At 65.3% G+C, this 15,515-nt stretch carries 20 protein-coding genes; 15 read left to right on the forward strand and 5 right to left on the reverse strand.

All coding sequences use genetic code 11. The features are described 5' to 3' along the window. Positions 1-1,812 (reverse strand): ABC transporter permease (locus JKG68_RS05600; RefSeq protein WP_202056804.1); only part of this gene is annotated, 1,812 nt, incomplete at its 3' end. A 13-nt stretch (positions 1,813-1,825) separates the two neighbouring features. After that, entirely contained in the window at positions 1,826-2,518 is a 693-nt protein-coding gene (locus tag JKG68_RS05605) for an ABC transporter ATP-binding protein (protein WP_202056805.1), read from the reverse strand. Between the two features lie 72 nt (positions 2,519-2,590). On the opposite strand from JKG68_RS05605, the gene JKG68_RS05610 reads away from it, so the two are divergent. The 8 genes from JKG68_RS05610 (at position 2,591) to JKG68_RS05645 (ending at position 8,090) form a co-directional block, all read left to right on the forward strand. Beyond that, positions 2,591-3,253 (forward strand): arylesterase, encoded by a 663-nt coding sequence (locus JKG68_RS05610; RefSeq protein WP_202056806.1) that lies wholly within the window; start codon positions 2,591-2,593, stop codon positions 3,251-3,253. Between the two features lie 65 nt (positions 3,254-3,318). Further along, positions 3,319-4,362: an aldo/keto reductase gene (locus JKG68_RS05615; protein ID WP_202056808.1), complete on the forward strand. Its 1,044-nt coding sequence runs from the start codon at positions 3,319-3,321 to the stop codon at positions 4,360-4,362. 248 nt (positions 4,363-4,610) lie between these two features. Beyond that, positions 4,611-5,147 (forward strand): RNA 2',3'-cyclic phosphodiesterase, encoded by a 537-nt coding sequence (thpR, locus tag JKG68_RS05620; protein WP_202056817.1) that lies wholly within the window; start codon positions 4,611-4,613, stop codon positions 5,145-5,147. 36 nt (positions 5,148-5,183) lie between these two features. Beyond that, positions 5,184-5,774: a histidine phosphatase family protein gene (locus JKG68_RS05625; RefSeq protein ID WP_202056819.1), complete on the forward strand. Its 591-nt coding sequence runs from the start codon at positions 5,184-5,186 to the stop codon at positions 5,772-5,774. 156 nt (positions 5,775-5,930) lie between these two features. Then, entirely contained in the window at positions 5,931-6,947 is a 1,017-nt protein-coding gene (locus tag JKG68_RS05630; protein WP_202056821.1) for a YeiH family protein, read from the forward strand. A gap of 67 nt (positions 6,948-7,014) precedes the next feature. Next, on the forward strand, positions 7,015-7,317 hold the full coding sequence (locus tag JKG68_RS05635) for a 4a-hydroxytetrahydrobiopterin dehydratase (protein ID WP_202056823.1): 303 nt from the start codon (positions 7,015-7,017) through the stop codon (positions 7,315-7,317). 3 nt (positions 7,318-7,320) lie between these two features. Next, positions 7,321-7,716 (forward strand): GFA family protein, encoded by a 396-nt coding sequence (locus JKG68_RS05640; protein ID WP_202056825.1) that lies wholly within the window; start codon positions 7,321-7,323, stop codon positions 7,714-7,716. A gap of 158 nt (positions 7,717-7,874) precedes the next feature. Continuing rightward, a complete protein-coding gene (locus tag JKG68_RS05645) occupies positions 7,875-8,090 on the forward strand; it encodes a hypothetical protein (RefSeq protein ID WP_202056827.1) in 216 nt (71 codons plus the stop codon). A gap of 42 nt (positions 8,091-8,132) precedes the next feature. On the opposite strand, the gene JKG68_RS05650 is transcribed toward JKG68_RS05645, so the two are convergent. Then, entirely contained in the window at positions 8,133-8,918 is a 786-nt protein-coding gene (locus tag JKG68_RS05650) for an SDR family NAD(P)-dependent oxidoreductase (RefSeq protein WP_202056830.1), read from the reverse strand. An 80-nt stretch (positions 8,919-8,998) separates the two neighbouring features. On the opposite strand from JKG68_RS05650, the gene JKG68_RS05655 reads away from it, so the two are divergent. The 6 genes from JKG68_RS05655 (at position 8,999) to JKG68_RS05685 (ending at position 13,303) form a co-directional block, all read left to right on the forward strand. Continuing rightward, complete coding sequence (locus JKG68_RS05655; protein ID WP_202056831.1) at positions 8,999-9,385, forward strand: YkvA family protein; 387 nt, start codon at positions 8,999-9,001, stop codon at positions 9,383-9,385. Positions 9,386-9,437: 52 nt separating this feature from the next. After that, entirely contained in the window at positions 9,438-9,644 is a 207-nt protein-coding gene (locus tag JKG68_RS05660; RefSeq protein ID WP_202056832.1) for a hypothetical protein, read from the forward strand. A gap of 47 nt (positions 9,645-9,691) precedes the next feature. After that, entirely contained in the window at positions 9,692-10,408 is a 717-nt protein-coding gene (locus JKG68_RS05665; protein ID WP_202056833.1) for a hypothetical protein, read from the forward strand. A gap of 549 nt (positions 10,409-10,957) precedes the next feature. Further along, the gene (gene rlmN / locus JKG68_RS05675; protein ID WP_210346238.1) at positions 10,958-12,271 is read left to right on the forward strand and encodes a dual-specificity RNA methyltransferase RlmN; all 1,314 of its coding nucleotides are present in this window, start codon (positions 10,958-10,960) and stop codon (positions 12,269-12,271) included. A gap of 97 nt (positions 12,272-12,368) precedes the next feature. Then, a complete protein-coding gene (locus JKG68_RS05680) occupies positions 12,369-12,812 on the forward strand; it encodes a hypothetical protein (RefSeq protein WP_202056834.1) in 444 nt (147 codons plus the stop codon). After that, positions 12,809-13,303 carry a hypothetical protein gene (locus JKG68_RS05685; protein WP_202056836.1) on the forward strand — a complete coding sequence of 165 codons (495 nt, stop codon included), beginning with the start codon at positions 12,809-12,811 and terminating at the stop codon, positions 13,301-13,303. Before JKG68_RS05680 ends, JKG68_RS05685 begins: the two co-directional genes overlap by 4 nt. Here the strand turns inward: JKG68_RS05685 and JKG68_RS05690 are convergent. Next, positions 13,275-13,916, reverse strand: a complete 642-nt coding sequence (locus JKG68_RS05690; RefSeq protein ID WP_202056837.1) for a LysE family translocator — start codon at positions 13,914-13,916, stop codon at positions 13,275-13,277. The genes JKG68_RS05685 and JKG68_RS05690 overlap by 29 nt on opposite strands. A 145-nt stretch (positions 13,917-14,061) precedes the next feature. Between JKG68_RS05690 and JKG68_RS05695 the strand changes: the two genes are divergently transcribed. Next, a complete protein-coding gene (locus tag JKG68_RS05695) occupies positions 14,062-14,661 on the forward strand; it encodes a LemA family protein (RefSeq protein ID WP_202056838.1) in 600 nt (199 codons plus the stop codon). A 41-nt stretch (positions 14,662-14,702) separates the two neighbouring features. Here JKG68_RS05695 and JKG68_RS05700 read toward each other — a convergent pair whose 3' ends face one another. Continuing rightward, positions 14,703-15,440, reverse strand: coding sequence for a DUF1223 domain-containing protein (locus tag JKG68_RS05700; RefSeq protein ID WP_202056839.1), 738 nt, complete (start codon positions 15,438-15,440; stop codon positions 14,703-14,705). Positions 15,441-15,515 lie beyond the last annotated feature (75 nt).

Raw genomic sequence — 15,515 nt, forward strand, 5'->3', positions numbered from 1 at the left:
GGGCGGCGCCTTGGCGTAGGTGATGCCGCGGTCGCCCTCCAGAACCCAGGACACATCCTCAGGCGCCTTAACGTCGGCCGCGGGGCGCCCGCCGAGGGTCACGAGGCGGCCGCGCATCATCGGCACGCGCTCGATCTGGGCATCGGTGGCCTGCTGCTTGAGAAAGTCCTCGAACGCGTCCGCCTGCTGGTTGGGGATATCGAGGAAGAAGAAGCTCGGCGCGCGCTGCGGCAGGCTCTGGGTGAGCTGCCGGGTGAGGTTGGTGTCGATGAGCGCGAGCGTCACCAGGAGGGTGATGCCGAGCCCGAGCGACAGCACCAGCGAGGGGGTGAGCGCCCCCGGCCGGTGGATGTTGGCGAGCGCGAGGCGCGGGGACGTGCTGCGGGGGCGCGGCAGGCGGCGGGCGAGCGCCATGATCCCGAGCGCCACGAGGCGCAGGAGCACGAAGGATCCGGCAGCCGCCCCGACGAACATGAGGGCGATCCGCTGGTCGTAGGCGGCCAGCACGGCAAGCCCCACGAGGGCGGCCACGGACAGCGCGAGCGCCGTAAGATACCGCTTGCGCGGCCAGCGCCGCTCGGGATCGACCTGATCGCGGAACAGGCCGGACACCTGTACGTCATGGGCTCTCCCCAAGGGAGCCAGCGCAAAGACCAGGGCCGTGAGAACCCCATAAAGAAGCGCGATGCCGAGCTCGCTCCAGGCCAGGGTCGGCTGAATCGGGATGGGCAGCAGATGGCCGAAGAGGCCCGTCACGATGAACGGCAGGGCGGCGCCGAAGGCGAGGCCGATGCCGATGCCGACCATCGCGATCAGCATCACCTGGATCAGATAAAGCATCACCACCTGCCCGCCGGGCGCGCCGAGGCTCTTCAGGGTGGCGATGGAGGCGCGCTTGCGGTCGACGAAGCCGCGCACCGCGTTGGCGACACCGACGCCGCCCACAAGGAGCGCCGTGAGGCCAACAAGCGTCAGGAACTGGGTGAAGCGCTCGATGTTGCGGGCAAAGCGCGGATCCGCATTGAGGCGCGTGCGAATGTTCCAGCCTGCTTCCGGAAGAACCCGGTTCGCCTCCGCCTCGATCCGCCCAAGCCCCTCCTCCGTGGAGAGCGCCGGCGGCAGAGTGATCCGATAGGTCCAGCGCACGAGACTGCCGGGCTGGACGAGGCCGGTGGCCTGCAAGGCCTCCTGCGAGACCAGGAGGCGCGGCCCGAAGCCGATGCCGTCGGCGATCTTGTCGGGCTCGGAGACGAGGCGCGCCCGCAATTCCACAGGAGCGCCGCCCACCGTGACCCGGTCGCCCACCTTCAGGTCGAGCCGCGCCAGAAGAGCCGGATCGACCGCGGCCCCGAAGGCGCCGTCGCGCTGGGCCAATAGCTCGGCGGGCGGGATCTGCGGATCGGTCTCGAGCGCGCCGACGGTGGGATAGCCCGCATCGACGGCCTTCAGCTCCACCAGCCCCGAACCCTTGTCGCCGGCAATCGCCATCGCCCGCATGGTGGCGATCACATTGACCCGCCCCTGCGCATCGAGAAAGGCCCTCTCGGGAGCGCCCGCCTCGCGCTGGAGCAGGGAAAAGGCCATGTCGCCGCCCAGGATCCGCCGGCCCTCCCGGGAAATGCCCTCGGTAAGCGAGCGGGACAGGGACGAGACGCCCGCAATCGCCGCAACGCCGAGGGCGATGCAGGCAAGAAAGATCCCGAAGCCCTTCAGGCCGCCGCGCAGCTCACGCAAGGCGAGGCGCAGCAGGAGAGGCAGGCGGGATGCGGATGCGGGCCGTTTCTGCGGCGTCGCGGGAAGGGTGCCGTGCATGATGCGCTTTCCTTCAAGCCACGGCCGAGGCCGCACCGGCCTCCACCTGCCCCGAGCGCAGGCGCACCATGCGGTCGCAGAGCCGGGCGAGGGCGAGATCGTGGGTGACGAGCACCAGGGTCGCGCCGCGGTCGCGCTTCAGGGCGAAGAGCAGGTCGACAATGGACTGCCCCGTGTTCTCGTCGAGATTGCCGGTGGGCTCGTCCGCCACGAGGATCGCCGGGTTGGGCACGATGGCGCGGGCAATCGCCACCCGCTGCTGCTCGCCGCCCGACAGCTGCGCCGGATAATGGTGCAGGCGGTGGCCGAGACCCACGGCCTGCAATTCGGCCTCGGCCCGCTCGAAGGCGTCGTCGTCGCCTGCAAGCTCCAGGGGCAGGGCCACGTTTTCCAGCGCCGTCATGGTGGGAACGAGGTGGAAGGACTGGAACACGATGCCGATCCGGCGGCCGCGAAAGCGCGCCAGCGCATCCTCGTCGAGGCCGGACAGATCGGTGCCGTCGACGATCACCTTGCCCGAATCGGGGCGCTCGAGGCCTGCCATGGTCATGAGCAGGGTCGACTTGCCCGAGCCGGAAGGTCCGACGAGCCCTACCGCCTCGCCCTTGGGGATATCGAGGGAAATCCCCTTGAGGATGTGCACCCGCGCGGCCCCGCGCCCGAGGCTCAAATCGACATCGTGCAGCGCGATGGCCTTGTCCTGCATGCCTACTCACCCGATCTGTTGGAAAACCGCGACGTATCCGGTTCTAGTCCGGCATAGATGGGAAGCCTATTGATGAAGCGCCAATCCGGCCCGTTCAGATCGATCATTTTTGCGTGTGCGGCGGCCCTGGCCGTGGTGATCGCCCCCTTGTCCGAAGCCTTCGCCCAGACCCGGCCCATCCGCCTCGTGGCGCTGGGCGACAGCCTGAGCGCCGGCTACGGCCTGCCGCAGGAAGCGGCCTTCCCGGTGGTGCTGGAGCGGGCCCTCAAGGCCCGGGGCCACATCGTGGAGGTTGCCAATGCGGGCGTGTCCGGCGACACCTCCTCCGGCGGCCTCGACCGGCTCGACTGGTCCGTTCCCGACGGCACCGATGGAGTCATCCTGGAACTGGGCGCCAACGACATGCTGCGCGGTCTCGATCCTGCCGTGACCCGCAGGTCCCTCGAGGCCATCGTGGAGCGCCTCAAGAGCCGCAATATCCCGGTGATGCTCGCCGGCATGTATGCCTCGCGCAATCTGGGGCCGGCCTATGTGCAGAATTTCGACAGCATCTATCAGGACATTGCGAAGAAGCACGACCTTGTGCTCTATCCCTTCTTCCTGGACGGAGTCGCCGGCGAGCGGTCCCTCAACCTGCCCGACGGCCTGCACCCGACGGCCAAGGGCATCGAGATCATCGTCGAGCGCATCCTACCCAGCGTCGAGCGTTTTCTCGCCCGCCTGTCCCAGCGCTGACACGTTTCAGTGCCCTCTTCCTGCCTGAACGCGGCGGATCGTTTCGCCGCGAGGAGTTTTGAACGATGGAATACCGCCGCCTCGGCCGCACGGACCTCAATGTCAGCCTCATCTGTCTCGGCACCATGACCTGGGGCCAGCAGAACACGGAGGCCGAGGGACACGCGCAGATGGATTACGCCCTCGACCGGGGCATCAACTTTTTCGACACCGCCGAGCTCTACCCGATCCCGCCCAAGTCTGAGACGCAAGGGGCCACGGAGCGCTTCATCGGCTCGTGGTTCAAGGCGCGGGGCACCCGCGACAAGGTGATCCTGGCGACCAAGGTCGTCGGCCGCTCCGACAACACCTGGTTCCGGGACGACGGCTCCAAGGCCGAGCTCTCGCGGGCGCAGATCGAGGAAGCGGTGAACAAGAGCCTGAAGCGGCTCGGGACCGACTATATCGACCTGTACCAGATCCACTGGCCCGACCGCCCCATGCCCTGGGGCTCGAACCCGACGATCTTCCGCCACCAGGAGGGTAACTCCCATCCTGTGGCCGAGACGGTCGAGATCATGACCAGCTTGGTGAAGGCCGGAAAGATCCGCCATTTCGGCCTCTCCAACGAGAGCGCCTGGGGCACCATGAGCTTCCTCAAGCATGCGGATTCCAAGGGCTCCGCGCGGGTGCAATCGATCCAGAACGCCTACAATCTTCTCAACCGCACCTACGAGGTGGCGCTGGCCGAGGTCACCACGCACGAGAACGTGAGCCTGCTCGCCTATTCGCCCCTGGCCCAAGGCTACCTGACGGGCAAGTACCTGGACGGCGCGCGGCCCGCGGGAGCGCGCACCACCCTGTTCGACCGGGGCCAGCGCTACGAGAACCCGACCGCCGAGGCGGCGATCCGCAAGTACCTGGCGCTTGCCCGGGAATTCGGGCTCGACCCGGCCCAGATGGCGCTCGCCTTCGTCAACTCCCGGCCCTTCGTCACGTCCAACATCATCGGCGCCACCTCCATGGAGCAGCTGAAGACGGACATCGCCTCGGTCGACGTGACGATCACGCCCGAGCTGGAAAAGCGCATCAACGCCATCCACGTCGAGCACTGCAATCCCTGTCCGTAAGTACATCTGCATGATCGTCGTGCCGGACGGCATGAGCCGATCCGGGATCGGGTGACAAGCAGAGCGCGGGCTTCCCTTGCTCCTTGTGGGGAGGAGAGCAGTTTGCACCTTGTGGATTCCGGCTCACGCAAGAGTAAGGCAGGTCTCGGGTGAGCCCGAGACCTGTGAGGAGGGCTCATTGTGCTGTCCCGGAACAAACCCCTTCACCGATCGTCTAGATCGACACTGCAAGCCCTGGGAGCTGCCGCATGCCACGCCTGTTCACCGGCATCGAGATCCCGGCCGATATCAGCCTTGCCCTTTCCGGGTATCGCGGCGGCCTTCCGGGCGCCCGCTGGGTCGAGCCCGAAAACTACCACATCACCCTGCGCTTCATCGGGGATGTCGACGAGCGCATGGCGGACGACGTGTGCTCGCTCCTAGGAAGCACGCGCAGACGAGGCCCGCTCACGATCACCATCGACGGCCTCGACAGCTTCGGCGGGAGAAAGCCCCGGGCCGTCTTCGCCCGCACCTCCGGCAGCCCTGCGTTGAGCGAGCTCCAGGCCGAGCAGGAGCAATTGATGCGCCAGGTCGGCTTAGCCCCGGAGACGCGCAAGTTCACCCCCCACGTGACCCTGGCGCGCCTGAAGAACGCCTCCGCGCTCGATGTGGCGGACTACATCGCCATGCGGGGCCATTTCCCGAAGCTGACTTTTACGGCCGAGCGCTTCGTCCTGTACTCGTCGCGCGCTTCCGTCGGCGGGGGCCCCTATGTGATCGAGGCGGCCTATCCTCTGGCCTGACTCGACCGCCATGGTCGATGCGGCTACGGTCGGCTCATGGCCCTGCTGATCTTCATCACCCATCCCGAAGTGGTCATCGACCCCGGCCAGCCCGTTCCCGAATGGCCTCTGAGCGAGACCGGACGCAGGCGCATGGCACATTTCGCAGGCCTACTGGCGGACCGGAACGTCTCGGCCGTCTACGCCAGCACCGAGCGGAAGGCGATGGACGGCGCGGCCATCGTGGCGGAACGTCTGGGTCTCCCCTATCGAACGGATGCGAATTTGGGCGAGAACGACCGATCGTCGACGGGCTATATCGCGCCGCCGGAGTTCTGGGAGGTGGTGCGCGCGTTCTTCGGCCGCCCGCACGAGAGCGTCCGCGGCTGGGAGCGCGCCATCGACGCGCAGACCAGGATAGTAGGGGCCGTGGACGGGATCGCCCGCGAAGACGAGACCTCCGGCGACATCGTCATCGTGTCCCATGGCGGGGTCGGCTGCCTGCTTGCCGCCCATCTCCAGGGGGTCGAGATCGGCCGGGAAAGCCGTCCGTCCCATCCGGGCGGCGGCTGCTTCATCGTGATCGAGCGCGAGACCCTCACCCTGCGCCAGGATTGGCGCGCAATCGAGGATGGGTTTGCGCCCTGATCCTCCTGCAGCATCTTGATCACCTGAACGTCGCTTGTGCGAATTCCGGGCTCTCGTTGTAGTCGCGCCGGAACGACCGTGATCCATTCGGGACTTGCATCGCCAGAACCTTCGGACTAGCCCCTCCAGGACGAGGCGCAGGACCACAACAACTCGATGAACCGCAACCGCATCGCGCAACTCGCGCCCGGCATCGCCTTGTGCGCTGCCATTGCGCTTGCGGCCATGGGCCTTCAGCGTCTCGAAGAGCATTGGACCGGACGGCCTTGGCTCGAGGCGCTGGTCATCGCGATCCTGCTCGGCACGATGATGAGAACCCTATGGACGCCCGATTTACGCTGGGCTCCCGGCATCGCCTTCTCGGCCAAGACCCTGCTCGAGATCGCCGTGATGCTGCTCGGCGCCTCGATCAGCTTCCAGGCCGTTCTGGATGCGGGCGCCGCGCTCATCGTCGGCATCGCGGCGGTCGTGGCAGTCGGCATCTGCGCGAGCTACGCGCTCTGCCGCTGGCTTGGCCTTCCCAAGCGCATGGCGGTGCTGGTGGCCTGCGGCAACTCGATCTGCGGAAACTCGGCCATCGCGGCGGTCGCCCCCGTCATCGGGGCGAAGCCTGGAGATGTGGCCTCGTCGATCGCGTTCACGGCGGTTCTTGGCGTGATCGTCGTGCTCACCCTGCCGCTGCTTGTGCCGCTGCTCGGCCTGTCGCACAGCCAATACGGCGTGCTCGCCGGGCTCACCGTCTATGCGGTGCCTCAGGTGCTCGCAGCCACCGTGCCGGTCGGCCTCGTCAGCACGCAGCTCGGCACGCTGGTCAAGCTCTTGCGGGTGCTGATGCTGGGGCCGGTGGTCGTCCTGCTCTCGGTTCTCGTGGGTCGCGGCGCATCAGCTCCGAAACCGGGCCTGTCGCTCGGCCGCCTCGTGCCGTGGTTCATCGCGGGCTTCTTAGGTCTTGCCCTGCTCCGGTCGCTCGGCGCCATTCCCGATATCGTCCTGCAGGCCGTGATGCCGGCCGCGACGCTCCTGACCGTCATCTCCATGGCGGCCCTGGGCTTGGGGGTGAATCTCAAGGCTCTTGGCCAGGTGGGCGGGCGGGTGACGCTTGCCGTCACCCTCTCGCTTCTCGTGCTGATCGCCATCAGCCTGGGACTGATCCGGCTGCTCGGCGTCGCCTGAGGCCTTGAAACCTCCCGCATCCGCGTCATCACTAAGGCTGATCCTATCCTCACGGTGAAGCCGGCCCATGCCCCGTTTGACTGATACCGAGCGCCAGGAGCTCCTGCCCGCCCTCGACGGCTGGACCCTCGTCGAGGGTCGCGACGCGATCCACAAGCGGTTCGTTTTCGACGATTTCAACGCCGCCTTCGGCTGGATGACCCGGGTGGCTCTCGCGGCCGAACCGATGAACCACCACCCGGAATGGTCCAACACCTACAACAAGGTCGACGTGACCCTCTCCACCCACGACGCCAAGGGCCTGACGCGCCGCGACGTCGAGCTCGCGCAGCGCATGGACCAGCTGGCCGCCGGGCTGGCAAAGAGGTAGGCCATGACGCAAGCACGCATCCTGACGGGCGGCTGCGCCTGCGGCCGGCTGACCTTCGAGACGAAGGGCGAGCCGAAGCGGGTGGGCCTGTGCCACTGCCTGACCTGCCGCAAGGTTAGTGGAGCCGCCTTCAACGCCTTCGTGATCTTCCCCGTCGATCAGGTCACGATCTCCGGCGAGATGCGGGGCTGGTCCGCGACGCCTGAAAGCGAGCGCTGCTTTTGCCCGGTTTGCGGCTCCCAGGTATTCGACCGGGATGCGGGCGACGAGATCGAGATCAAGCTCGGCGCCTTCGACGGGACGAACCTGTTCACCCCCACCTACGAAGCCTGGACGAAACGGCGCGAAGACTGGCTCTGCACCCCGGATCTCAAGAGCTTCCCCGAGAACCGGGAATGAGCGCATGAAACCGGAACCTCTCTTCCGGCCAGCCGTCCGCGATGGACATCATGGCAAGGAAAGAACCGCCATTATGCAGAAGCCGCTCGGCTCTACCGCTGCGCACAGGTGAGGCACAACGCCTGCGTTGAACGGAGGCTCACTCGAAGGAGTGCCGGATGAAACCCGCCCTGGATGACATCGAGGATACGGTGGTTCGCATGGAGCAGCGCTTCAGAGGCTCCAAGATCCCGGAGGCACGTTCCCTGATGCAGGCTTACGACGATCTCAACAGACGGTTCGAAGCCGACCTGTCGGATCGCAGGGATCTTGCCCTGAGCCGGGGCGGAGCTCTGATGCTGATCAAGGCCCTCGTCGAGGACAAATCGCCTTGACCTCCAGCGGCCAAGGCGATGGCAGCGGCGTGGCGCCTCCTCCTACTTCGGCTGCATCCGCAGCGCACCGTCGAGACGGATGCCTTCGCCGTTGAGCATGTCGTTCTCGATGATGGCCTTTACGAGGGTGGCGTACTCCTCGGGCCGTCCGAGGCGCGATGGGAACGGCACGTTGGCCTCCAGCGCCTTGCGGTAATCCTCGGCGATGCCCTCGAAGAGCGGCGTGTGGAACAGGCCCGGCATGATCGTCATCACCCGGATGCCGAAGCCGGAGAGATCGCGGGCGACGGGAAGCGTCAGACCGAGCACGCCGCCTTTGGAGGCCGAGTAGGCCGCCTGCCCGATCTGCCCGTCCTGGGCTGCCACCGACGAGGTGTTGACGATGACGCCGCGCCCGCCGTCGGGCGTCACGGGATCCAAGCCCGCCATGGCGGCGGCGCATTTCGAGATCATCGCATAGGTGCCGATCAGGTTGATCTCGACCGCGCGGCGAAAGCTCGCGAGGTCGTGGGGGATCAGCTCGCCCGTTTCACGCTTCTTGGCCACCGTGCGCTTGCCCGGCGCGATGCCCGCGCAATTGACCAGGATGCGCTCGATGCCGTTCGCCGCACGGGCCGCCTGCAGGGCCGAATCGATGGAGGCCTCGTCGGTCACGTCGGCCCGGCAGAAGACGGCGCCGATCTCCCGGGCAACCTCCTCGCCGCGCTCCGCGTTCATATCAAGGATTGCAACCCTCGCGCCCTGCGAGGCGAGCATGCGGGCCGTGGCCTCGCCGAGGCCCGAAGCGCCCCCGGTGACGACGGCTGCCATAGATTCGTCGAGCTTCATCGCTTTTCTCCCTAGGTGAGGGGATGTCTTACGGTATCCTCGTTCGCACGGGAACGCAGACCATGGAAGGAGCAGACCACATGAGCGACCCCATCCTAAAGCCTTTCAGCAAGGCGGAGATGGAGGCCATGCGCAAAGCGACCCGTGACGAGGAGGGCCTGAAGCGCCGGTTCTGGGACAAGCTCAAGCGCGTTGCGGGCAAAATCCCCTTCGCGGAGGATCTAGTCGCCGCCTTTTTCTGCGCCACGGATCCATCGACTCCGAGCCGCGTGAAGCTGATTCTTCTGGGCGCCATCGCCTATTTCGTCTTTCCGACGGATGCGATCACCGACCTCCTGCCCCTGATCGGCTTTGCCGATGACGCTGCCGTCTTGGCCGCAGCGATCACGCAAGTCGCCGGTTCCATCACGGAAGAACACAGGATCAAGGCCAGACAGGCTTTGACCGACAATTCAGAGCAAGCTTAGCATTAAGTGCGAATAGGCTTCTTTTCAGAACAAAGAATATTAACTTGTTGCAATGTTATTTCTTGTCGCTATAAGTCTTCTTCGTTCGCAAAAAAGTTATTTCAACTCCTCCGGCTTTTTAAAAGACGAACAAGCTTTTCAAAGACACCTTCAGGGTCGCTTCGGCGGCCTTTTTATTTCGCTGCCGTTCAGACGCAACCACCATGCTCCCGGTACCGCCGCGTTTGGACGCATCGCCAAGCAGGCTTTCGCCCCTTAACGGGGGTGGTGAAGAGTTCTTAACCATCCGGTTTTATGATCCGCCCCATGATTACTGCATCTCTCCAGCGCGGCATCGCCGCAGGCATCCTGTCCGCCATCGTGGCCATCGGAACCGGTCCTGCCGCTCAGGCTCAATCCCAGCGTTCGACAGGGCAATCCTCCCGTTCGGCTCCGGCCAAGCCGGCCGCGGCCTCAAAGCCTGCGGCAAAGCCGGGCTCCACGGCCAAGACCTCCCCGGCAAAGCCTGCTGCGGCTGCGGCAGCCGGGGCAGCGGCTGGCGCAGGCGCCGCCAAGGCAACCCAGGCAGCAACAGGCCCGGGTGGAGCCTCGCTGCTCACGTCCTATGGCGACTGGGGCGTCTATACCGCCCAGACCGGCCGCTCGAAGATCTGCTATGCGCTCAGCCAGCCCAAGGACCGGCTGCCCAAGAACGTGAACCGGGATCCGGCCTATCTGTTCGTGTCCTTCCGGCCCGCCGAGAACGTGAAGAACGAGGTTGCCCTGGTGCTGGGCTTCACGGCCAAGGAGAACGGCCCGGCGGAGGCTGCGGTGGGCAATGCTTCTTATGCGCTCCTCACCAAGTCCGCCAATGCCTGGCTGAAGAACCCGGCAGAGGAAGGCCAGGCCATCGCCACCATGGCGCGCAGCGGCACCGTGACCGTGAAGACGCAATCGGTCCGCGGCTCGAGCCTTACGGACCGCTACTCCCTGAACGGGTTCAGCAAAGCTCTGGAGCACGCCCGCAAGGAGTGCGCCTCCTAGAAAAGAAGTCCCACACCGGCAGATCTCACTCCCATCAACTTCGACGCATGCGCCCGGAACCGTATGCGTCGCCATGCTGTCCAATGTAACATAGTAGCGTCCGATGGGGAACGATGATAGTTTTCCTGAGGATGTGGGGTCTTCCACCCCGTTCTTGAGGGGAACAGTGTATGACCCGGTGGGTGGCGATTTTTGACGATGCTCCCGGCATGCTGCAGGTCCGCCAAGAGCATGCGGATGCCCATTTCGAATATCTGAAGCGTCATCAAGACCAGATTCGGATTGGCGGAGGCCTGCGGGAGATCCCGGGGGCTCTTTCGTTGGAGCTCTCTGGGTTCTCGAAACGGAGAGCCGCGAAGAAGCCGTGCGGTTGATCGAGGAAGATCCCTATTTTCAGACCGGCTTCAGGCGATACCGGCTGTTCGTCTGGGGCAAAGCGTTCGAAGATGTGGCCGTCACCCTTTAAAAACGTCGCGATGGACCTCACCTTTCTGACGTAATCGTGCTATAGACGATTTTCGTTCCCCACAACAAAGGCTGAGATTTCCCATGGCGACGGTGCTCGACATCGCCAAGCGTAACCCTAATGCGGCCCCGGTGGCCGTAAGCGATGCCGCGCGCGCGGCCGGGTTCATCGAAAAGACGGCGGAGCTGAGCGTGGCGGCAGGCGCCGCCCCGGGGGGCGCATCCCTTGTTGGACTCACCCGCGACCAGCTGAAGGATTCGCTCTCCGCCATCGGGGTGCCGGAGCGCGAGCTCAAGATGCGCGTGGCCCAGCTGTGGCACTGGATCTATTTCCGTGGGGCCAAAGACTTCGCCGAGATGACCAATATGGGCAAGGAGCTGCGCGCCAAGCTGGCTGCCGCCTATACGCTTGCCCGCCCGCAGGTGGTCTCCGAGCAGGTGTCGAAGGACGGCACCCGCAAGTGGCTGATCCGCATGGCCTCCACGGGCCCCCTCGACAAGGGCGCGGAAATCGAGTGCGTCTATATCCCCGAGACCGACCGCGGCACCCTGTGCGTGTCGAGCCAGGTCGGCTGCACCCTCACCTGCTCCTTCTGCCACACGGGCACCCAGCGCCTGGTGCGCAACCTCACCTCGGCCGAGATCGTGGCGCAGCTCATCGTTGCCCGCGACGCCATCGGCGACTGGCCCGACGCCGTACCGCCGGAAGGGGCCTTCGTTCCCAATGACGGTGGGCGCTTCGTGTCCAACATCGTGTTCATGGGCATGGGCGAGCCGCTCTACAACACCGACAACGTGGTGGCTGCCATCGACGTCATGTCGGACGGCGAGGGCCTCAGCCTGTCTCGCCGGCGCATCACGGTCTCCACCTCCGGCGTCGTGCCGCAGATGGAGCGTCTCGGAACCGAGGCGAACACCATGCTGGCGATCTCGCTCCACGCCGTACGCGACGAGCTGCGCGACGAGCTGGTGCCGATCAACCGCAAGTACGACATCCAGCAGCTGCTCGACGCCTGCCGCGCCTATCCGGGCCTGTCGAACGCGCGTCGCATCACCTTCGAGTACGTGATGCTCAAGGGCGTGAACGATTCGGATGCCGATGCGCGCAAGCTCGTGCAGCTGCTGAAGGGCATTCCGGCCAAGATCAACCTGATCCCGTTCAACCCCTGGCCCGGCTCGAAATACGAGTGCTCGGACTGGGAGCGGATCGAGCGCTTCTCCGAGATCGTCTACCGCGCCGGCTACGCCTCGCCCGTGCGCACCCCGCGTGGTCGCGACATCCTGGCCGCCTGCGGCCAGCTCAAGAGCGAAACCGAAAAGCTGCGCGCCCGCGCCCGCATGATGGCCGAACAGGGCATCGGGGCGGAAGGCGTCTATGCGGTGAGGGATGGGGAGTAGGTTCCTGAAGCCTCAGGCCCCGCAGTTCCCAGATGCATCAGGTTTGTGGGGCCGATAAGATGTGATAGCGTTCTCCAACTTCCCGTTGGAGAACATCATGCTGCGCACGGTGGGGGCTATCCTCGCGGCTCCCTATGTCGCATCGCTTCTCATTCACGTTCTAACCGCCCTGGTTGGCGCCTCCACCGAAACCAGCCTTCTTCTCGCAGCCCCATCGTATTTCGATGGGTTTCTTGATCTCCTCAAGTTTCTGGTGATCGGCACCTTCGGTGCCATGATGTTCGGCGTCCCGATCATTCTTGGAGCCAGCCTCGTCGCTTGTGCGCTCCATGCCTTTGCTCTGCACACGAAGCGTTACGTCATCGCGAGCGGAAGCGGGCTCGGCTGTGTGTCCCTCACCCTGCTCTTCGTGCAGGAGCGAAGCGACCCATGGATCTACCCGATGGCAGGTCTGATTTCGGGCGCCATCTGCGGCTGGGTCTACTGGCGCATCGCCATCGGGCGGACACCTGAGGGCCCGCATGCTATAGACCCGGCATGATCCGCTGGCTTCTTCTCATCCCCTTCGCGCTTCTCATCGCCATCGGCGTCAGCGGCACCTTCTTCCTCATTGCCTCCATCGTCGACCCGGCGATGGCGGTGCTGACGGGCGATGCGCTTTTTGTCGGCTTCTGGTCGCTGGTGGACGCGGTGTTTTCCGCCGAGGATCCGGGGCCCATCGTGGAGGACGCCTTTCTGGCCATCGGCCGGATAATGTTCACGCTGCTCATCTTCCCGCCGCTTCTGATTGCAGTCATCAGCGAGGTCTTAGGGATGCGCAGCCCCCTCTGGCACACCCTGGCCACCGCGGTGCTGACCGCGGCGGTGCCATGGATTCTGCGCGGTGACGCCCGCATCACCACGCCCGCGGAGCTGCATGTGAGTCTTGTGCTCGGTCTGACCGGAGCTGTTGCGGGTTTCGTCTTTTGGGCGATTGCCGGGCCCGAGCCCCGGCGCCCCAACCCTACCGCGCCGATGTCGTCAGGATCTTGATCGCAAAGACCGAGAACAGGCCCGCGAAGGAGTAGTCGATCCCGCGCATGAATTTCGGGTGGCCGCGCAGGAGCGCGATCACTTTCTCCGCGCCCAGGATCATGAGAACACCCATGGGAGCGGTGAGCGCGATGAAATAGAGCCCGAGGAACATGAGCTTGTCGGCCACGTGCGGATCGTGGGAATCGACGAATTGCGGCAGGAAAGTCACGAAGAACAGCACCACCTTGGGGTTCGTGAGGTTGATGCCGACGCCCATGAAGAAGGTCTTCCAGAACGAGACCTCCGCCCGGTCCTCCTCCTTTACGTTGAGCGCTGAGCCGTTGCGCACGGCGTCGAACGCCATCCACAGCAGGTAAAGCGCACCGACCACCTTGAGCACCGTGAAGGCAGTGACCGAAGCTGCCAGCAGGGCGGACAGGCCAAGGGCTGCCAGCAGCGTGTGGACGGCGCATCCCGCCATCGCTCCCAGCATCGAAGCCATCCCGGCCTTGCGTCCGCCTGCCATGGTTTTCGCCAGGGACAGGCTCATGTCCGGCCCAGGCGTGATGAAGAGCAGGGTGGCGGCCAGCGAGTAGGTGAGCAGGGTGCTGACATCGGGCAGAAAGGTCATCGGCGTGATCCGGTGGGCAAAGCGGCTGGATCATGCCCTAATCCGATGTGCACGGCCATAGCAAAGCGGCTTGTTCCAGGAGCAGCCCCGCCCCATGTGTTGACCCGGCAAAAAGAACAAGAATCGCAACGCGAGAAGGACACCCATGAAGGCCTTGCTTTGGCAGACCCGGATCCGCGCCGCCCTTGTCGGCATGATCCTGGCCTTCGGGCTGTCCGCCTGCGGCGTCAACGCCATCCCGACCCTGGAGGAGCAGGCCAAGGCCGCCTGGAGCGAGGTGCAGAACCAGTATCAGCGCCGGGCCGAGCTGATCCCGAACCTCCTCGACAGAGTGAGAGGCTCCGCTCAGCAGGAGCGCGAGGTGCTGACGCAGGTCGCAGAGGCCCATGCTCGCGCAGCCCGGATTCAAGCCGATGCATCGACCGTGCACGATCCTGAAAGGTTCCGGCAATTCAGGGAGGCGCAGAACCAGCTCTCAGGGGCCCTCGGGCGCTTGCTTGCCGCCGTGGAGCGCTACCCCGAGCTGAAGTCCGACGCCGGCTTCATAGCCCTGCAATCCCAACTGGAAGGCACGGAAAACCGCATTGCGGTCGCCCGGCGCGATCACATCGCGGCCGTGGAGGCCTACAACGCGGAGCTGCGCACGATTCCGGGCCGCTGGATCGCCGGGTTTCTCTATCCGGACGCCAAGCCTATGGAGACGTTCACGGCCGCCAAACCTGAGCCTGCATCGCCGCGGATCTGACTGCCTTCGACGGAAGCGTCTTCACAAGGTCTTGCTGCGGGCTAGAGACCTGGCCCCTTCGCGGCTCCAAGGATCACCCCAGGCCTTGCCGCATCGGTGCTTTGCAGAAGCACCACATAGGCGTCCCCGCCCTTCCGGGCGGTCTCGAGGGGCATCTCGAAGCGGGCTGAACCGCCGCGCCATTCGCCCAGGCGGTTGAGACCCCGCACCACGTTGGCGTAGGTGATCGTCTTGCCGCGGTTCTCGCCGCGCTCGATGGGCACCGTCTGCGTCCGCAGGACGGGCAGCACCCACACCTCGGCCTCGCGCTGGGTGGTGTCCGGCGTCTCCTCGACCTGGATGACCACCGTTCCGTCCTGCTCGTCGAGGGTCACGTTCACCGGCAGGGTCTTGCGGCCTTTCGAGGTGTACTGGATCGCCTTCTCGATCTGGGTCCGGTCGGAGCCGATGCACGACTTCTTGCCGTTCACGATCATCTGCGGCGTGAAGACCTGCCGGTCGCTGCGGGAATGGGCATAAGCCTTCTGCCGCTCGGTGAAGGCCACATGGGCCAGCGTGTCCTTCCAGCCGAGATAATCCCAGTAATTCACAGGCAGGGACAGGGCGATGATGTCCGGCTGGCGGGAATACTCCACCAGCAGTTCATCGGCCGGCGGGCAGGACGAGCAGCCCTGGCTGGTGAACAGCTCCACCACCGCACGCGGCGGATCCGCCAGAGCGGGTTGCAGGAGAGCGGCAAAGCCGAGAGCCGCCAGGGCCAATGTCAATCGAGACGCCATGATGGAAGCCATGGAACACGAATTGCGCCTCAAGGGAAACTCACGTTAGCTTGAGCGCCAGCGCATCGTGCGAAA

This window comes from Microvirga aerilata (assembly GCF_016743775.1).
In the GTDB taxonomy this organism is placed as follows: Bacteria; Pseudomonadota; Alphaproteobacteria; order Rhizobiales; family Beijerinckiaceae; genus Microvirga; species Microvirga aerilata.